This window comes from Amycolatopsis sp. NPDC047767 (assembly GCF_040704195.1).
In the GTDB taxonomy this organism is placed as follows: domain Bacteria; phylum Actinomycetota; class Actinomycetes; order Mycobacteriales; family Pseudonocardiaceae; genus Amycolatopsis.
On record NZ_JBEYSJ010000013.1, the window covers coordinates 125943 to 142649 of the forward strand.

Below are 16707 nucleotides of genomic sequence, written 5' to 3' on the forward strand. Positions count from 1 at the left end.
GCGGGGACGTTACCCGCGCACTAGAGTGGGGTGGTCCGCACGGGAGCCCGAGGCACGGGCTGAGAGGGAGCTGCCGCTCCGACCGTGGAACCTGATCCGGGTCATGCCGGCGCAGGGAGCGTGATTCCCATGAGCGAGAACCTCACCGTCGTCGGCGGCGGTGTCATCGGCCTGTCCGCGGCTTGGCGCGCGGCGGCTCGCGGCCACCGCGTCACGGTGGTCGATCCGGCACCCGCGCGCGGCGCGTCCTGGGTGGCCGGCGGCATGCTGGCGCCCGTCACGGAGGCGTGGCCGGGTGAGGAGCACGTGCTCAGTCTGGGCGAGGAGTCGCTGCGGCGCTGGCCGGCGTTCGCGCGTGACCTCGCCGCGGAGGGCACGGACCCGGGGCTGGCCGAACACGGGACGATCGTGGTCGCGTTCGACAGCGCCGACGCCGGGCACCTCGACATCCTCGCCGAGTACCTGACGTCGCTGGGTCGCGACGTCGAGCGGCTCACCGGGCGGGCGGCGCGGCGGCTCGCGCCGGGCCTGGGTGCGGTGCGCAGCGGGCTCCACGTGCCGGGTGACCTGGCCGTCGACAACCGGAAGCTGCTGACGGCGCTGCTGGCGGCGTGCTCGAAGCGCGGGGTCGAGTTCTCCACCTCACGGATTGCTTCGCTCGACGACGTGACCGGTCCGGACACTCGCACTGTGCTGGCCGCCGGCGCGTGGACGGGCGCGTTGCACCCGCTGCTGGCCGACGCCGTGCGGCCGCTCAAGGGCGAGATCCTGCGGCTGCGGCCGCGCCGAGGCTGTCTGCCGCCTCCGCCGTACACGGTGCGCGCGATGGTCGAGGGCCGGCCGATCTACCTCGTGCCGCGCGCCGACGGCGAGCTGGTGCTGGGCGCGACGCAGTACGAAGCGGGCTTCGACGAGGCCGTGACCGCGCGTGGCGTGCGGGAGCTGCTCGAAGGCGCCGAACGGATCCTGCCGGGCATCACGGAGTACGAGCTCGTCGAGATCGCCGCCGGGCTGCGCGCGGGGAGCCGCGACGCGCTGCCGTACATCGGGGAGCTCGGCGAAGGCGTGTACGCGGCGACGGGCCACCACCGCAACGGCCTGCTGATGGCCCCCGTGACCGCCGACGCCGTGGTCGCCTGGCTGGCCGGCGAGGCGCCGCCGGACGAGATCGGGGCGGCCGCGCCCGCCCGTTTGCTGGAGAAGGAGCGAGTCTGATGGAGATCAAGGTCAACGGGAGCTGGCGCGAGTTCCCCGACGGCGCCACCGTGTCCGAGGTGCTCGACGCGCTCGACGTGACCCGCCAGGGCGTGGCCGTCGCGGTGAACGGCGAGGTCGTGCGCCGGGGCGCGTGGGAGGCGTCGGTGGTGCCGAAGGGCGCGAACATCGACGTGCTGACCGCGGTGCAGGGAGGCTGACGATGGACGACGCGCTGGTCATCGGCGAACACAAGCTGTCGTCGAGGCTGATCATCGGGACCGGTGGTGCCGGGAACCTGTCGGTGCTGGAACGCGCGCTGGTCGCGTCGGGCACCGAGCTGACGACCGTCGCCATGCGCAAGGCCGACGCCGACGGCGGCACCGGCGTGCTCGGTCTCGTGCGGCGCCTCGGGATCAAGCTGCTGCCCAACACCGCCGGCTGCCGCACCGCCGCGGAGGCCGTGCTCACCGCCCAGCTGGCCCGCGAGGCGCTCGACACGGACCTGATCAAGCTCGAGGTCCACGCCGACGACCGCACCCTGCTGCCCGACCCGTTCGAAACCCTGGACGCCGCGGAGCAACTGGCGGCCGACGGCTTCACCGTGCTCGCGTACACCAACGACGACCCCGTGCTCGCCCTGCGGCTCGAGGAAGCGGGTTGCGCCGCCGTGATGCCGCTGGGCGCCCCCATCGGCACGGGCCTCGGCATTCGCAACCCGCACAACATCGAGCTGATCGTCGCGCGCGCCATGGTCCCCGTCATCCTCGACGCGGGCATCGGCACCGCTTCCGACGCCTGCCTCGCCATGGAACTCGGCTGCGACGCGGTGCTGCTGTCCACCGCGGTCACCCGCGCGAAGGACCCGGAACGCATGGCCGCGGCCATGCGCGCGGGCGTCGAGGCGGGCCGCCTGGCGCGCGACGCGGGCCGGGTGCCGCAGCGGTTCTGGGCTCACGCGACGAGCCCGCCCCGCTGACCGCTGGTTTCGCCCTCCCGGGGTAAAGGCGGGTAAGCCGCCTGGTGCAAGTGGGCCGCATTGGGCGCGCCGGTCGGTGATTTCGTCCGCGCTTAACGCCGAACGTGCACCGGCAGGCCTTATGGTGGACGACACCCTTCCGGCGCAAAGGCGGCGGGCAACAGCGGCAGGAGGAGCCAGCCGTGACTCTATCCTCGGTCCAGGACGTCTCGGGCAGGTTGTACCTGGCCGTGGGACGGCTGTCGCGCTCGTTGCGGCAGGCGGGGGTCCCCGGGCCCGGCCACGGCGCGATCTCAGCTCTCGCCACGCTCGTCCACTTCGGTCAGCTGCGCCTCGGCGACCTCGCCGCGAAGGAGGGCGTCGCGGCGGCCACGATGTCGCGCATAATCGCCACCCTCGTCGAGGCGGGCTACGTCACGCGCGAGTCCGACCCCGTCGACCGCCGCGCCTGGCTCGCCCGCGCGACGGAAGAGGGCGAGCGCCTCGTGTCCGGCGTGCGGTCCACCCGCGTGCAGGAGCTCAACCGCCGCCTCGACAAGCTGAGCCCCGAATACCGCGAAGCCCTCACGGTCGCGCTGCCGGCCCTGGAGGCCCTGATCTCCGACGACAGCTAGCTGCCGTCGGAGGCGCCCTTCCGGACACAGCTCGACCGGCCTGCCGCTGCGGGCGCCGGCTAGCGATCCTCCGGCGCCAGCCGCCAGAACGCCGACACCGGTCCCACCTTCGCGCCCATCGGGTACGAGTGCTCGACCGCGTGCGACACGAACCACTTGCCGTACCGGGCGGCCTCCACGACCGACATCCCCTTGGCCAGCCCGGCCGTCAGGGCCGAAGCCATGGTGTCGCCCGCGCCGTGGGTGTGCGGGGTGTTGAAGCGCGGGCCGGGCAGCTCGACGAACGTGGCGCCGTCGAAGAGAAGATCGACGCACTCCGGGTCGGACACGAGGTGGCCGCTCTTCACGAGCACGTACTTCGGGCCCAGGCGGTGCAGCGCGACCGCCGCGGTGTGCATGCCCTCGCGGTCGGTCACGGTCAACCCGGTCAGCAGGCGCACCTCGTCGAGGTTCGGCGTCAGCACGGTCGCGCGCGGCAGCAGTTCCTCGCGCAGCGCGGACAGGCCGTCGGCGTCGAAGAGCGGGTGGCCGGTCATCGAGGCGGCCACCGGGTCGACCACGAACGGCACGTCGTGGTCCCGCCCGATGCCCGCGTTGTCACAAGCCGTCGCCACCGCGTGGATGATCTGCGCCGACGCGAGCATGCCCGTTTTCGCCGCGCCCACACCCATGTCCGACGCGACGGCCTCGATCTGGCCGGCGACGACGTGCGGCGGGATGTCCGCGCGATCGTGGACTCCCAACGTGTTCTGCACCGTCACGGCCGTCACGGCGACGAGCCCGTGCACCCCGCAAGTGAGGAATGTCCGCAAATCGGCCTGGAGTCCGGCTGCGCCACCGGAGTCGGAACCGGCGATGGTCAAGGCCGACGGCGGGCTCGGGTTTTCAGTCATGGGCACTTTCCGACTTCTGGTCTAGTCCATTTGGTCAGCTGTCCTTCATCCACAGTCCATCACGGTGGCACAGTGTGAGTGCCATCGCACTATCGGTGGGTGAAGGGGTCAGGATGAAACTCGCTTCAGTGGTCGTGACGGTCGGCGCGCTCGTCGCCGCCTCGTTGTCCGGGGCAGCCGTGGCGAACGCGGACAGTCCGAAACTCTCGCACGTGACCACGGTCGGCGTGCACAACACCTACGACCCGGCCGCGTACCCGTTCCTCGCGCAGGCGCTGGACAACGGCTCGTCGCTGATCGAGCTCGACGTGTGGCCGGACTTCATCACGCACGAGTGGAAGGTCAGCCACTCGAACCCGTTGGGCAACAGCAACAACTGCGTCGCCGCGTCGACGACCGCCGACCTGTACAAGGGCGGCACGAACAAGAACCTCGAGTACTGCCTCGACGACATCCGCATCTGGCTCGCGGCCCACCCGGACCACACGCCGCTCACGCTGAAGCTCGAGATGAAGACCGGCTTCTCGGACAACACCGGCATGGGCCCGGACGAGCTCGACGCGGCCTTCCGCGCCCACCTCGGCGGCGCCGTCTTCAAGCCGGCCGACCTCCTCGGCAGCTACGCCACGCTCGACGACGCGGCCAAGGCCGACAACTGGCCCACCGTGGACGCCTTGCACGGCAAGGTGATGACCGAGATCATCCCGGGCACGGTGGAGGAGCAGAACCCCACCGACACGCTGCACACCGACGTCGAGTACGCGAACTACCTGCTGGCGCAGAAGAACGCGGGCAAGCTCGGTGACGTCCAGATCTTCCCGACCGTCCACGGCGCCGTCGGCGGCGACCCGCGTGACAAGTACGCGGCCAACCTCAAGCCGTGGTTCGTGGTCTTCGACGGCGACGCCAACGCGTGGGTCACGCAGACCGGCCCGGGCTGGTACGACGACAACCACTACTACGTGGTGATGACCGACGGCCAGAACGTCGCCCCGGCCATCGACGACCACAACCCGACCGTCGACCAGGCCAACCAGCGCGTGGCCGAGCTGGCGGCGCAGCACGCCTCCGTGGTGACGTCCGACTGGACGGGTCTGACCACGGTGCTGCCGCAGGTCGACACCCGCGGCTGAGTTCCACCTGGACAGTCCACAATGGCCCCTCGCCAGGCGAGGGGCCATTGTGCGTCCACATCAGACGGTGAGCACCAGTTTCCCGGTGACCCGGCCGCCTTCGCCCACCTCGTGGGCCTTCGCCGCGTCTTCGAGCGGGAACGTCTGGTCCACGTGCACCTTCAGCTTCCCGGCCTCGACGAGCTCCACCAGCCCGAGCAGCCCGACGCGGTCCGGCTCCACGAGGATCGGCGCCGTCCGCACGCCCCGCTGGGCCGCCTTCTCCTGAGCCCTCTCGCCGACTCCGCTGGGGACACTGATGAGCAGGCCGTTCTCCTTCAGCGCCGGCAGCCAGCGCAGATCGCTGTCCTCGCCGACGAGCCCGAGCACGACGTCGAGATCCGCCGGCGTCGCGTTCTCGTCCCGGTAGTCGATCGGCTCGTCCACACCCAGCGACCGCAGGAAATCGTGTTTCGCCGCGCTGGCCGTGCCGAGCACGTACGCACCACGCGCCTTGGCGATCTGCACGGCGAGGTGGCCCACGCCGCCGGCCGCCGCGTCGACGAGCACCCGCTGTCCACTCCGGACTTCCGCCACGCCCACCAGCGCCTGCCATGCCGTGAGCCCCGCCAGGGGCAACCCGGCCGCCTCCGCGTGCGACAGCCCGGCCGGCTTGCGCACGAACTGGCGCGACGGCGCCGTCACGTACTCCGCGTAGGCCGCGGCCTCGCGCGGGAACCACGGCATGCCGAGCACCTCGTCGCCCTGTTTCACGCCGGTGGCCCCGAAACCCACCTCTTCGACGACGCCGGACACGTCCCAGCCCAGCGTGTACGGGGGCTCGCCCAGGAACACCGGGTGCGCCCGCGACTTCCAGTCGACGGGGTTGATGCCGGCGGCGTGCACGCGCACCAGCACCTCGGTCGGGCCCGGCGCCGGGCGGTCGGTCTCGGTCACCCGCAGCACCTCCGGGCCGCCGAACTCCCGCTGGGTCACCACGCGCATTTCGGGTCTCTCCTTCCGGTTGGTTGCCCCCTATGCTGGGTGAGGTGGTCACTTTTCGCCAGAAGGCACTTTCCGGTAAAGTAGGTACCTGATGGAAACCACCTGTGACCAGCACGGATCCTGGGACGTCTACCTGAAGAGCTGCCCTTGCCGCGATGTGCTCGACCTGCTCGCGAACAAGTGGACCGCGCTCGTGCTCGGCGTACTTGAGCAGGGGCCGCACCGCTTCGGCGAGCTGCGCCGCGCCGTCGGCGGCATCAGCCAGAAGATGCTCACGCAGAACCTGCGAAACCTCGAACGCGACGGTTTCGTCAGCCGCAAGGTTTTCCCGACCACGCCGCCGACGGTGGAGTACGCGCTCACGCCGATGGGCGCCGAGGTCAGCGCCCACCTGGTGGCGCTGAGCACGTGGTCGCAGTCGAACTTCGACCGGATCCGCGACGCGCGCAGCACCTACGACACGCGCTCACTCGGCCCTGTGAACTGATTCCGTGCGGTCCGGGGGTTTTCCTCCCGTACCGCACGGAACGTCCAGTTCGGACTCAGGAGAAGCGCGGCGGTGGCTTCAGCACGCTTTTCCGGTAGTCGGTCACGGCCCTGCTCTCGGCGATGCCCGGTTTGGGGTCCAGGCCCCATTTCCGGATCACCTTCAGGGCCGCGGCCGGTTTGTTGGCCGAGACCAGCTGGTCGACCTCGAACTGCAGGTCCAAAGGCATTTGGGCCCACAAAGCGCGGGCGGCGGCGTCGTCGGTCACGGGTCCAGTGTGGCCGCTCAGTCGGCCAGCCGCCAGAACGGGGACACCGGCCCCACCCCGGCGCCGAGCGGGTAGGCCTCGGCGACGCAGCGTGCGATGAACTGCTTCGCCTCGGTCACGGCCGTCGGCACGTCGGCGCCCTTGGCGAGCGACGACGTGATGGCCGAGGCCATCGTGTCGCCGCCGCCGTGGGTGTTGTCGGTGTCGATGCGCACGCCGCTGAGCTCCAGCACGTCCGTGCCGTCGGTGAGCAGGTCCACGCAGTCCTCGGCCTCGTACAGGTGCCCGCCCTTCACCAGCACCCACCGGGATCCGAACTCCAGCAACGCGTCCGCCGCCGCGCGCTGGGTTTGCGCGCCGGTGACCGTGATGCCGGTGAGCAGCCTCACCTCGTCGAGGTTCGGCGTGATCAGCGTGGCGCGCGGGAAGAGCTCCGTGCGGATGGCCTCCAGCGCCTCCTCACGCAGGAGCGCGTGACCGGTCATCGACGCGGCCACCGGGTCGACGACGAACGGGGTGTCCGTGTCGCGTCCGATGTGGACCTCGTCAAGCGTTTTCGCCACGGCCTGGATGATGTCGGCCGTGGCGAGCATGCCGGTCTTCGCCGCGTTCACGCCCATGTCGCCGGCCACGGCCTTGATCTGCGCCGTGACGACGTCGGCCGGGATCTCGGTGAAGCCCTGCACGCCGAGCGAGTTCTGCACCGTGACGGCCGTGAGCGCGACGAGCCCGTGGACGCCGTGGGCGAAGAACGTGCGCAGGTCGGCCTGCACGCCCGCACCACCGCCGGAGTCGGATCCGGCGATGGTGAGGGCGGTGCGGGGGGTTTCGGTCATGACTACTGCCTCTGATTGCTGGTGGAGCTACTGCCCGACGACCGGGAGGTAGACCTTGTTGCCCTGCTCGCCGAACTCGGCCGACTTCTCCGCCATGCCGGCCTCGATGGCCTCCACAGTGGACAGCCCGTGTTCCTCGGCGTACTTGCGCACGTCGTGGGTGATCCGCATCGAGCAGAACTTCGGGCCGCACATCGAGCAGAAGTGCGCGGTCTTCGCCGGCTCCGCGGGCAGCGTCTCGTCGTGGTACGAGCGCGCGGTGTCGGGGTCGAGCGCCAGATTGAACTGGTCGTTCCAGCGGAACTCGAAGCGGGCCTTGGACAGCTCGTCGTCCCACTCGTGCGCGTGGGGGTGGCCCTTGGCGAGGTCGGCGGAGTGCGCGGCGATCTTGTAGGTGATCACGCCGGTCTTCACGTCGTCGCGGTTGGGCAGGCCGAGGTGCTCCTTCGGCGTGACGTAGCAGAGCATCGCCGTGCCGTACCAGCCGATCTGTGCCGCGCCGATGGCGGAGGTGATGTGGTCGTACGCCGGCGCGATGTCCGTCGCGAGTGGACCGAGGGTGTAGAACGGTGCCTCGCCGGTGAGCTGTTCCTCCAGCTCGACGTTCTCCTTGATCTTGTGCATCGGCACGTGGCCGGGGCCCTCGATCATCACCTGCACGTCGTGCTCGCGCGCGATGTGCGTGAGCTCACCGAGGGTCTCGAGCTCGGCGAACTGCGCGCGGTCGTTGGCGTCGGCGATCGAGCCGGGACGCAGGCCGTCGCCGAGGGAGAACGTGACGTCGTACTTGCGCAGGATCTCGCAGAGTTCCTCGAAGTTGGTGTAGAGGAACGATTCCTTGTGGTGCGCGAGGCACCACGCGGCCATGATCGAGCCGCCGCGGCTCACGATGCCGGTCACGCGACGGGCGGTGAGCGGGATGTAGCGCAGCAGCACTCCCGCGTGGACGGTGACGTAGTCCACACCCTGTTCGCACTGCTCGATGATCGTGTCGCGGTAGACCTCCCACGACAGCTTCTCCGGCTCCCCGTTGACCTTCTCCAGTGCCTGGTAGATCGGCACGGTGCCCACGGGCACGGGGGAGTTGCGGACGATCCACTCGCGCGTCTCGTGGATGCGCTTGCCGGTCGACAGGTCCATGATCGTGTCGGCGCCCCAGCGGGTGGCCCACACCATCTTGTCGACCTCTTCCTCCACTGAGGACCAGACGGCCGAGTTGCCCATGTTGGCGTTGATCTTCACCAGGAACTTCTTGCCGATGATCATCGGCTCGCTCTCCGGGTGCTTGCGGTTGGCGGGGATCACCGCCCGCCCGCGCGCGACCTCGTCGCGCACGAACTCGGGTGAGCACCGCTCACGCGCGGCGATGAACTCCATCTCACGCGTGATCACGCCGGCTTTGGCCCAGCCGAGCTGGGTGTTGTGCGCGCGGCCGTCGGCCCAGCCCGCGCGCAGCGGGTGAAGTCCATTGTGGACGTCGATCTTCGCGTCCAGGTCGGTGTACGGCCCGGACGTGTCGTACACGTCGAAGTGCTCACCGTTCGACAGGTCGATGCGCCGCGCCGGAACCCGCAGGCCCGACTCGGTGCGGTGGTAGACCTTGTGCGAACCGGTGATCGGCCCCGTGGTCACGGAAGGCGTGATGGCAGGCTCGTTCTCCAGCGTCGTCAACGACGTTCACTCCCTACGCCGGCATTACCCGGTCAGGTTCATGCGGTCGGCGGCACCGGGTGTCCACAGACAGACACCAGCCGCCCTCTCAGCCCGCCAAGGCGCGAGCTCCCGCGTTGGTTATGAGGTTGTCCCTCGACCATGCCACGGCGGATCACGCGAGCACAAGGCGACTTGTCGACCGGTGTGTTCTTCACCGGATCGGAGCATGCGGCCGCGAGGAGTTCACGTGACGATCACCTTTGACGACTTTGGGGGTGGCCCGTTGCGGAAAGTCCTGCTCACCGGGTTTGGTGGCAGTCTTGGCGATGAGCGCGGTCCCGGCCGCCTCGGCGGCTCAGAGTGACGCGCCAGGTGGGCCGGTACCCATCCGAGCTGGCTGCCGGCGGACAAAACGGGCTTCGGCACGGCCCGCGACCGCGCCGGCGACGTGTGGTTCACGCTGCAGGGCGGGCGCATGTCGGAGGTCTGCTACCCCGACTTGTCGACTCCGAGCGTGCGGTTGCTGGACGTCGCTGACCGGGCGGCCGCTCTCGCTCTACGCCGTGGCCGACCCGGACCTGACCAACGACGGCAGTGACGATTCGGCGTCCGCTGCCGCCGCGGTGGCGTCGGCTTCCGACGGTGCCACAGCGGCCGCTCCGGCGTTTTCGCGGACGTCCGTCGGATACGCCGGCGTTTCGGATGGTGCAACGCAATTGCTGGCGTCGTAAAAACTGGTTTCGTATTCGCGTGCCACCGCCGGAAACGTCGTCCTTGCCGGGCAAACGACCGCCGACGGTGTGCGTTCCCGGCACCTGACTTTGGCGCTGGGCATGGGTTCGTCCGCCGCTGCGGCGACGAATAATCCCCAGGATTCCGCCAGCCGCAGTTTCCGCGCGATTTCCGCCGACTACTCCCGCGGCTGGCGCGATTACCTTTCCACGGTCCGCGCCGCCCCGTCTTCATTGCCGATCACGGCGTCCCGCGATCTGTACCACTCCGGCGCGACCAGCCGCGTGTGCCCCCAGCAACTCACCTCGGGAAGCCCCCACCTACCCTCGGGCTCACCCGGCCGCACCCCCGGCACCCCGACGGCCTCGGCCACACCACCGGCCTGGACCCACGCGCAGTACATCCGCCTGGCCAGGTCGGTCGCGCAGAACCACCCGGTCGAGCAGCCTGCCGCCGAAGCAGCGAGCACTTCCTGGGGTGATGAACCGCTGAAACGATGAGTCTCCCGGCCCCAACCCAGGACCGGGAGACTCATCGACAAAACGACTCAAGCCTCAGCCGGCTCGTCCTTCGGGGGCAGCCAGCTCAGGCCCGGGACGCCCCATTTGTTCTTCTTCAGCATCTTCTTCGCCGCGCGCGCGTGGCGGCCCACCAGGCGGTCGAGGTAGAGGTGCCCGTCGAGGTGGTCGGTCTCGTGCTGCAGGCAGCGGGCGAAGTAGCCGGTGCCTTCGACGGAGATGGGCGAGCCGGTCACGTCGAAACCGGTCACGCGCGCCCACGAGGCGCGGCCCGTGGGGTAGGACTCGCCGGGGACCGAGAGGCAGCCTTCCCAGTCGTCGTCCGGGTCGGGCATGGTTTCGGGGATCTCGGAGGTCTCCAGCTGGGGGTTCACCACCAGGCCGCGGTGTTCGACGCCCTCGTCGTCGGGGCAGTCGTAGACGAACAGGCGCAGGTCGAGGCCGATCTGGTTGGCCGCGAGACCCACGCCTTCGGCGGCGTACATCGTCTCGAACATGTCCTCGGTCAGCGTGCGCAGCTGCTCGTCGAACTCCGTGACCTCACGGGTCGGCTGGTGCAGCACGGGATCGCCGGCGATGCGGATGGGGTGGACGGTCACGAGCAGCGAGTTTAGTCGGACCCGTCTGATACACCTGGATCGGACCGTGACGCGCCGCGCCGGATGCCCATGTCGGGCGTGGGTTCCGTGGTTCAATGGCGCCCGCGGAAGGACAGCCGAAACCGATTGCGAGGACCGCATGGACGCCGCGGAGTCGATGGCTGGGGAGCAGCCGTCGCCGCCGGAGAATGTGGGCGGCCTGACCGAGCGTGAGGTGGAGATCCTCGCGTTCGAACGTCAGTGGTGGCGGCACGCCGGTGCCAAGGAGAACGCCATCCGGGAACGGTTCTCGCTGTCCTCGACCCGTTACTACCAGCTGCTGAACACACTGCTGGAAAAGCCTGAGGCCATGGCGGCCGACCCGATGCTGGTGAAGCGGCTGCGCAAGACGCGCGCCGCCCGGCAGCGCAAGCGCGGCGCCAGGCGGCTGGGGATCGAACTGTCATGAGCTTCTTCTCGGGACTGTCCCGGCCCATGCGGGCCGCGGGCGTCGCGCTCATCGGCGTCGCCGTGATCGCCGCGATCGTGGGCGGCGTGACCGCGCTGTCGGGCAACGGATCGAGCGACAACAACGCCGGGCCCACCAGCTCGAGCGGGTCGCCTTCTTCACAACAGTCGACAGCAGGCTCGTCGTCTTCGGCGACGCCGCCTTCGTCGTCGGCCCCGTCTTCGCCCGCTTCGTCGGCGCCCTCGTCGCCACCGGCCGGCCAGTCGGGACAGCCAGGGCAGCCGGGCCAGCCCGGTCAGCCTGGTCAGCCCAGCGGACAGCCGGGGCAGCCCGGCCAGCCCGGTGGCCAGCCGGGACAACCGGGTCAGCCGGGCGGCGACCAGCAGGCGTCCAACAAGTGGGTGACCGTGCGGGTCTACAACAACTCCACGATCCCGCACCTCGCCGAGCAGGCCGCCCAGGACTTCCGCGCGTCGGGCTGGAACGTGCCCGAGGTCGGCAACTACCCGCAGGGCGTCATCGCGCACACCACGGCCTACTACCGCCCGGGCACCGACGAGGAGGCCGCCGCGAAGCAGCTGGCCGCCGAGTTCGGGTTCCAGGCCCAGCCGCGGTTCGACGGCATCCAGAACTCGAGCCCGGGCGTGATCGTGATCATCACCAAGGACTACCAGAGCGCCCACAAGGGCAGCTGACCAGCGAAAACAACGGGGCCCCACCGCGAAGGTGGGGCCCCGTTGTCGTCAGCGTTCCTGCTGGGCCTGCGCGTACGCCTCCAGCGTCGCCAGCTGCGCCGGGTCCAGCGACGGCCGCACGACCTCCCGCGCCTTCGCCAGGTGGGCGGCGGTCACCACGTGCGCCTCCAGCGACTCGCGCATCGCCGTGAGCGCGGCCTCGCGGATGAGCGCGGCGCAGTCGGCGGCGGAGTAACCGTCCAGGGTGGACGCGATGGCCGCCAGATCCACATCGGACGCCAGCGGCGTGTTCTTCGACGTCGCCTTGAGGATCGCGGTGCGCGACTCGGCGTCGGGCGGCGGCACGTAGATGCGCCGCTCCAGCCGGCCCGGCCGTAGCAGCGCCGGGTCCACGAGCTCGGGCCGGTTCGTGGCGCCCAGCACCACGACCTCGCGCATCGGCTCCACGCCGTCGAGCTCCGTGAGCAGCGCGGCGACCACGCGGTCGGCCACGCCGGAGTCGGACGACTGCCCGCGCCGCGGCGCCAGCGCGTCGATCTCGTCGAGGAAGATCAGCGACGGCGCGGCGTCGGCGGCCCGCCGGAACAGGTCGCGCACGGCCCGCTCCGACTCGCCGACCCACTTGTCCAGCAGCTCGGCGCCCTTGATCGCGAACACGTTGAGCGCGCCCGTGCCCGCCAGCGCGCGCACGAGGAACGTCTTGCCGCCGCCGGGCGGGCCGTAGAGCAGCACGCCGCGTGGCGGGTCGATGCCCAGGCGGGCGAAGGAATCCGGGTAGCGCAGCGGCCACAGCACCGTCTCGGTGAGGGCCTGCTTGACGTCGACCATGTTGCCCACGTCCTCGAGCGTCAGCCCGCCCGTGGCCAGGTTGTCCGAAGTGGACAGCGAGATCGGCCGGACGGTGGCGAGCGCGTCGAGCAGGTCGTGCTCCGAGATCCGCGGCTCGGCGACGTCACGCTGGCGCAGCGCGGCCCGCAGAGCCGCGTCGCGGCGCAGGGCGATGAGGTCGGCGGCGACGAACCCGGGCGTCTTCTCGGCGAGCACGCCCAGGTCGGCGCCCGGTTCCACCGGCACGTCACGCAGCAGGATCCGCAGCAGTTCGATGCGGGTCTTCGCGTCCGGCAGCGGCAGACCGAGCTCACGGTCGAGCAGGTCGGCGGTGCGCAGCCGCGGGTCCACGGACTCGGCGCGCTGCGTCGTCGCCACCACGGCCAGGCCCTCGCGGCGCATGGCCGCCCGCAGCTCCTCCAGCACGACGGTGGCGATCGGCGGCGGCTGCGTGGCCGGCAGGAGCGCGTCGACGTCGTTGATCAGCAGCACCCCGGGCCCGTCGCCGTCGGCGGCGCGGGTCACGGCCTCCCGCAGGCGGGCGTGGGCCGCGTTCGGCTCCAGCACGGCGATGTTGGGCGCGACCAGCGACACCACGCGCACCTTCTCGGCCTGCGCGACCGAGCGCACCAGCGTCGCCTTGCCGACGCCCTCCGGCCCCGACAGCAGCACCCCCAGGTGCGCCGACGTGCCCAGCCGCATCAGCAGCTCCGGCCGGTGGAACGCCAGATCGAACCACTCGGCGAGCTTGCGCGCGGCCCCTTCCGCGCCCACCAGGTCGGCGACGGGTGGGATCGGTTCCGCGAGCTCCTCCGGCCTGGTCTCCTCGACGACCTCGGCCTCGAGGTAGTCCTCGGCCGCCGTCACGGCGGTGCTGCGGACGAGCGCCGTCGCGCTGCGCGTGGGCACGGTGTCGGTCGGCGTCTCGCCCGTGCGGGCGCCGTCGCGCCAGCTGACCACAGTGGACGGTCCCACCACGACCACCCCCGCGGGCTCCGTGGCGGTGACGGTGAGCAGCTCGTTGGTCCACGTCGCGCCGATCGCGCGCGAGAGCTGCCCGCGCACGGCCGCGACGTCCGAACCCGGCGCGGGCGCGAGGTCCTGGGGGAGCAGTGAAACGGCGTCGCCGCGCGTGAGCACCTTGCCGGTGAGCGCGAGCCGCAGCGTCTGCGGCGGCACGGACACGCTGGCCAGCCGCGATCCGGAGACCGTGACCGTCTTGGCCGCCGCGACGTCGGCCGGCGTCACCACGATCTCGGACCCCTCGGACACGCCGAGGTTCGACATCGTGACGTCGTCGGTCAGCACCACGCCCGGCGTGCCCTCCTCGGCCGGCGCGGCGAGCGCGGCGCTGCGGCGAGCGCCGGTGAGGTGCACGGCGTCCCAGGCTCGCAGGCCCAGCGCGTCGAGCACCTCCGGGTGCATCCGCACGACTCCGCGCCGGGAATCCAGCGCGGACGGCGTGTGCCTGACGGTCAACGTGATCTGCGGGTCGCTCACGTCGTTCACCCTAGCGACGCGGACCCCGCCCAGGCGTCGAACGACAGGATCTCGCCCACCGGTGGCCGCGCGGCGGGGGAGAACTCACGCTGGGTCGAGTGCGCCACGGCGATGAGGCCGACCTGCGTGACGTCGGCCGGGATCCCCAGCAGGCGCGCGACGTCCGGCTCGTGGCCGGCGAGGTGGTAACTGCACAGCGAGCTGGCCAGGTCGCGCGTGCGCAGCGCGAGCTGGAAGCTCCAGATCGCCGGGTAGACCGAGCCGTAGAACGACGACTGCTCAGCGGCCGACGCCGGCGGCCGGCCCGGCATGCACGGCAGCACCAGCGCCGGCACGCGGTGGAGGTGGTCCACGAGGTGGCGGGCGGAGGCGAACATGCTCGGGTCGGCCAGGTGCGCGTAGTGCTGCCACACCTCGTGCGCGGCCTTCCTGGTGATCGCCGCGATCTCGGCGCGCAGCTCGGGGTCCAGCACGGCGACCCAGCGTTGCGCCTTCAGCAGCCCACCGGCGGCGGGTGCCTGCTGGGCAATGCGCAGGCAGTCCTCGATCACCGCCGGGTCGACCGGCCGGTCGAGATCCAGCTTGCGGCGGACGGACCGGGTGGTGGTGAGCAGCGTTTCGGCGTCCATGGTGTCCCTCCAGTTCGATACTTACACCGTAAGTGTACACCGTAAGTACTTACGCCGTAAGCTAAGATTCGACGGTGGTGCGCGAAACCCTGACGCGGGAAAAAGTCCTCGACGAAGCGCTGGCCCTGGTGGGCGCCGACGGCATGGGCGCGCTGTCGATGCGCAAGCTCGCGGCCCGTCTCGGCGTCGAGGCGATGTCGCTCTACAACCACGTGAAGAACAAGGGCGACTTGCTCGACGGGCTCACCGCGCGCGTCTTCGAGTCCGTGCCGCTGCCGGTGCCGTCGTGGAGCTGGGAAACCCGCGTCCGCCGGCTCGCCGAAGGCCTCTACACGGCGTTCACGCGGCACCCGGCCGTGGTGCGCGCGCTGGCGGCGGAGGAGGCGAACCCGCGCTCGCCCGGTGCGTTGCGCGTGATCGACGCCCTGCTGGGCGCGCTGCTCGACGCCGGGCTCGACGAGGCGGCCGCGGCCCGCGGCTACCGGTCGTTGATGGGACTCACGTTCGGCGCGGCGCTCGCCGACTCCGTTGCCGGGGGCGTGGCGCAGCGCGACGAGCCCGTTGGCGACTGGTTCAGCCGCATGGTCACGCCGGAGGAGCTGCCGAACCTGTACCGCGTGCTGCCGTCACTGGCCGACGTCGACTGCGTGCAGGACTTCCACGACCAGCTCGACCTGCTGCTCACGGGCCTGCGCGCGGCGGCGCGCTAGGCCGAGAACGTCAGCGGCGCCGGATCCCGATCCGCCGCCAGCTGCGGCGACGCTGGTTCGGGCCCGAAGTCGCGTTCGAGTTGCCCGTGCCCGAGTGGTCCCGGTCCCGCAACGCGCGCGTCGCCCGCACGAAGTCCGAGCCGTTGCGCGGCAGCCGCACGGCGCGCATGGCCGCGCCCGCGACCCGGCGAGACGCCGGCCGCAGCCGCAGGCGCCGCTGCGAACGCGCACGGCGGATGGCCCGGCGCTCGCGCGGCGGGACCGTCCACGCCTCGGGGTGCGCGGCGAGCCAACGGTTGCGATACACCGCGTACGGGATGTGCAGCAGGTACAGCACCAGCGCGATGGCCAGCGCCACCAGGGGGAACTGGATGATCGCGGCGGCCAGCAGGCCGACGCCCACCAGCAGTGGTGCGATGGCCCGGGCGGGCACCTTGACCGTCTTCAGCGACAGCGTCGGGATGCGGCTGATCAGCAGCGCGGCGACGGCGATCGTCCAGGCGATCACCACGTACTGCTGGGACCACCAGCCCTGGCCCCACTGCAGCGTCGCGATGAGCGGCAGCATGGCGACCAGGCCACCGGCCGGCGCGGGCACGCCGACGAAGAACTCCGCGGAGTAGGGCGGCTTGTCGGTGACGTCGAGCAGGGTGTTGAAGCGCGCGAGGCGCAGGATCATGCAGACGGCGAAGATCAGCGAAGCCACCCAGCCGATGCGGTCGCCGTGCGACTGCCACACGTACAGCACCAGCGCCGGCGCCACGCCGAACGAGATGCCGTCGGACAGCGAGTCGAGCTCGGCGCCCATCTTCGACGTCGCGTCGAGCAGGCGCGCGATGCGCCCGTCGAGGCTGTCGAGCACCGCCGCGATGCCGATGGCCGCGATGGCCATGGCGTAGTTGCCCGTGAGCGCGAACTGCACGGACGACAGCCCGGCGCACAGCGCCAGCACCGTGATGGCGTTCGGCAGCAGCCGAATGCTCGGGGTGGTCACGCGGACCATGAGA

19 protein-coding genes, 1 pseudogene and 2 riboswitches are annotated in these 16707 nt (G+C 70.9%); of the genes and pseudogenes, 11 read left to right on the forward strand and 9 right to left on the reverse strand.

Features of this window, described 5'->3' with window-relative positions:
* Positions 1 to 29 precede the first annotated feature (29 nt).
* Positions 30 to 135: riboswitch (TPP riboswitch) on the forward strand.
* The 4 genes from thiO (at position 130) to AB0878_RS23805 (ending at position 2787) form a co-directional block, all read left to right on the forward strand.
* Complete coding sequence (gene thiO, locus AB0878_RS23790) at positions 130 to 1215, forward strand: glycine oxidase ThiO (protein ID WP_366582440.1); 1086 nt, start codon at positions 130 to 132, stop codon at positions 1213 to 1215. It overlaps the preceding riboswitch by 6 nt.
* Complete coding sequence (thiS, locus tag AB0878_RS23795; protein ID WP_366582441.1) at positions 1215 to 1415, forward strand: sulfur carrier protein ThiS; 201 nt, start codon at positions 1215 to 1217, stop codon at positions 1413 to 1415. The genes thiO and thiS overlap by 1 nt, the downstream gene beginning before the upstream one ends.
* Before the next feature lie 2 nt (positions 1416 to 1417).
* Positions 1418 to 2173, forward strand: coding sequence for a thiazole synthase (locus tag AB0878_RS23800; protein WP_366582442.1), 756 nt, complete (start codon positions 1418 to 1420; stop codon positions 2171 to 2173).
* 182 nt (positions 2174 to 2355) lie between these two features.
* Positions 2356 to 2787, forward strand: coding sequence for a MarR family transcriptional regulator (locus tag AB0878_RS23805; RefSeq protein ID WP_285972041.1), 432 nt, complete (start codon positions 2356 to 2358; stop codon positions 2785 to 2787).
* 59 nt (positions 2788 to 2846) lie between these two features.
* On the opposite strand, the gene thiD (AB0878_RS23810) is transcribed toward AB0878_RS23805, so the two are convergent.
* On the reverse strand, positions 2847 to 3680 hold the full coding sequence (gene thiD, locus AB0878_RS23810) for a bifunctional hydroxymethylpyrimidine kinase/phosphomethylpyrimidine kinase (RefSeq protein ID WP_366582443.1): 834 nt from the start codon (positions 3678 to 3680) through the stop codon (positions 2847 to 2849).
* Between the two features lie 113 nt (positions 3681 to 3793).
* On the opposite strand from thiD (AB0878_RS23810), the gene AB0878_RS23815 reads away from it, so the two are divergent.
* Positions 3794 to 4813 carry a phosphatidylinositol-specific phospholipase C domain-containing protein gene (locus AB0878_RS23815; RefSeq protein WP_366582444.1) on the forward strand — a complete coding sequence of 340 codons (1020 nt, stop codon included), beginning with the start codon at positions 3794 to 3796 and terminating at the stop codon, positions 4811 to 4813.
* A gap of 60 nt (positions 4814 to 4873) precedes the next feature.
* Here the strand turns inward: AB0878_RS23815 and AB0878_RS23820 are convergent, their stop codons facing one another.
* Positions 4874 to 5797: an NADP-dependent oxidoreductase gene (locus AB0878_RS23820; RefSeq protein WP_366582445.1), complete on the reverse strand. Its 924-nt coding sequence runs from the start codon at positions 5795 to 5797 to the stop codon at positions 4874 to 4876.
* 91 nt (positions 5798 to 5888) lie between these two features.
* On the opposite strand from AB0878_RS23820, the gene AB0878_RS23825 reads away from it, so the two are divergent.
* Positions 5889 to 6284, forward strand: coding sequence for a helix-turn-helix domain-containing protein (locus AB0878_RS23825; RefSeq protein WP_366582446.1), 396 nt, complete (start codon positions 5889 to 5891; stop codon positions 6282 to 6284).
* A 55-nt stretch (positions 6285 to 6339) separates the two neighbouring features.
* Here AB0878_RS23825 and AB0878_RS23830 read toward each other — a convergent pair whose 3' ends face one another.
* The 3 genes from AB0878_RS23830 to thiC form a co-directional block, all read right to left on the reverse strand.
* Positions 6340 to 6552: a hypothetical protein gene (locus AB0878_RS23830; RefSeq protein ID WP_366582447.1), complete on the reverse strand. Its 213-nt coding sequence runs from the start codon at positions 6550 to 6552 to the stop codon at positions 6340 to 6342.
* A 17-nt stretch (positions 6553 to 6569) separates the two neighbouring features.
* Positions 6570 to 7388, reverse strand: a complete 819-nt coding sequence (gene thiD / locus AB0878_RS23835) for a bifunctional hydroxymethylpyrimidine kinase/phosphomethylpyrimidine kinase (RefSeq protein ID WP_366582448.1) — start codon at positions 7386 to 7388, stop codon at positions 6570 to 6572.
* 27 nt (positions 7389 to 7415) lie between these two features.
* Positions 7416 to 9059 (reverse strand): phosphomethylpyrimidine synthase ThiC, encoded by a 1644-nt coding sequence (gene thiC, locus AB0878_RS23840; RefSeq protein WP_366582449.1) that lies wholly within the window; start codon positions 9057 to 9059, stop codon positions 7416 to 7418.
* A riboswitch (TPP riboswitch) is annotated at positions 9053 to 9184 on the reverse strand. (Overlaps the previous gene by 7 nt.)
* Before the next feature lie 254 nt (positions 9185 to 9438).
* Between thiC and AB0878_RS23845 the strand changes: the two genes are divergently transcribed.
* Together AB0878_RS23845 and AB0878_RS23850 are read left to right on the forward strand one after the other, a co-directional pair.
* Entirely contained in the window at positions 9439 to 9639 is a 201-nt protein-coding gene (locus tag AB0878_RS23845; protein WP_366582543.1) for a hypothetical protein, read from the forward strand.
* Positions 9605 to 10273: pseudogene (locus AB0878_RS23850) on the forward strand (hypothetical protein). The gene AB0878_RS23845 and the pseudogene AB0878_RS23850 overlap by 35 nt, the downstream one beginning before the upstream one ends.
* A gap of 47 nt (positions 10274 to 10320) precedes the next feature.
* Here the strand turns inward: AB0878_RS23850 and AB0878_RS23855 are convergent.
* Positions 10321 to 10890 carry a peptide deformylase gene (locus tag AB0878_RS23855; protein WP_366582450.1) on the reverse strand — a complete coding sequence of 190 codons (570 nt, stop codon included), beginning with the start codon at positions 10888 to 10890 and terminating at the stop codon, positions 10321 to 10323.
* A gap of 139 nt (positions 10891 to 11029) precedes the next feature.
* Here AB0878_RS23855 and AB0878_RS23860 point away from each other — a divergent pair, with 139 nt between their 5' ends.
* Both AB0878_RS23860 and AB0878_RS23865 read left to right on the forward strand, forming a co-directional pair.
* The gene (locus AB0878_RS23860) at positions 11030 to 11338 is read left to right on the forward strand and encodes a DUF3263 domain-containing protein (protein WP_364190498.1); all 309 of its coding nucleotides are present in this window, start codon (positions 11030 to 11032) and stop codon (positions 11336 to 11338) included.
* The gene (locus tag AB0878_RS23865; RefSeq protein ID WP_366582451.1) at positions 11335 to 12033 is read left to right on the forward strand and encodes a LytR C-terminal domain-containing protein; all 699 of its coding nucleotides are present in this window, start codon (positions 11335 to 11337) and stop codon (positions 12031 to 12033) included. The genes AB0878_RS23860 and AB0878_RS23865 overlap by 4 nt, the downstream gene beginning before the upstream one ends.
* A 48-nt stretch (positions 12034 to 12081) precedes the next feature.
* On the opposite strand, the gene AB0878_RS23870 is transcribed toward AB0878_RS23865, so the two are convergent.
* The gene (locus AB0878_RS23870; protein WP_366582452.1) at positions 12082 to 14361 is read right to left on the reverse strand and encodes an AAA family ATPase; all 2280 of its coding nucleotides are present in this window, start codon (positions 14359 to 14361) and stop codon (positions 12082 to 12084) included.
* Between the two features lie 5 nt (positions 14362 to 14366).
* Positions 14367 to 14990 (reverse strand): nitroreductase family protein, encoded by a 624-nt coding sequence (locus AB0878_RS23875; protein WP_366582453.1) that lies wholly within the window; start codon positions 14988 to 14990, stop codon positions 14367 to 14369.
* A gap of 74 nt (positions 14991 to 15064) precedes the next feature.
* Here AB0878_RS23875 and AB0878_RS23880 point away from each other — a divergent pair, with 74 nt between their 5' ends.
* A complete protein-coding gene (locus tag AB0878_RS23880) occupies positions 15065 to 15700 on the forward strand; it encodes a TetR/AcrR family transcriptional regulator C-terminal domain-containing protein (RefSeq protein WP_366582454.1) in 636 nt (211 codons plus the stop codon).
* Positions 15701 to 15710: 10 nt separating this feature from the next.
* Here AB0878_RS23880 and pssA read toward each other — a convergent pair whose 3' ends face one another.
* Positions 15711 to 16703 carry a CDP-diacylglycerol--serine O-phosphatidyltransferase gene (gene pssA, locus AB0878_RS23885; RefSeq protein WP_366582455.1) on the reverse strand — a complete coding sequence of 331 codons (993 nt, stop codon included), beginning with the start codon at positions 16701 to 16703 and terminating at the stop codon, positions 15711 to 15713.
* Between the last annotated feature and the right edge of the window lie 4 nt (positions 16704 to 16707).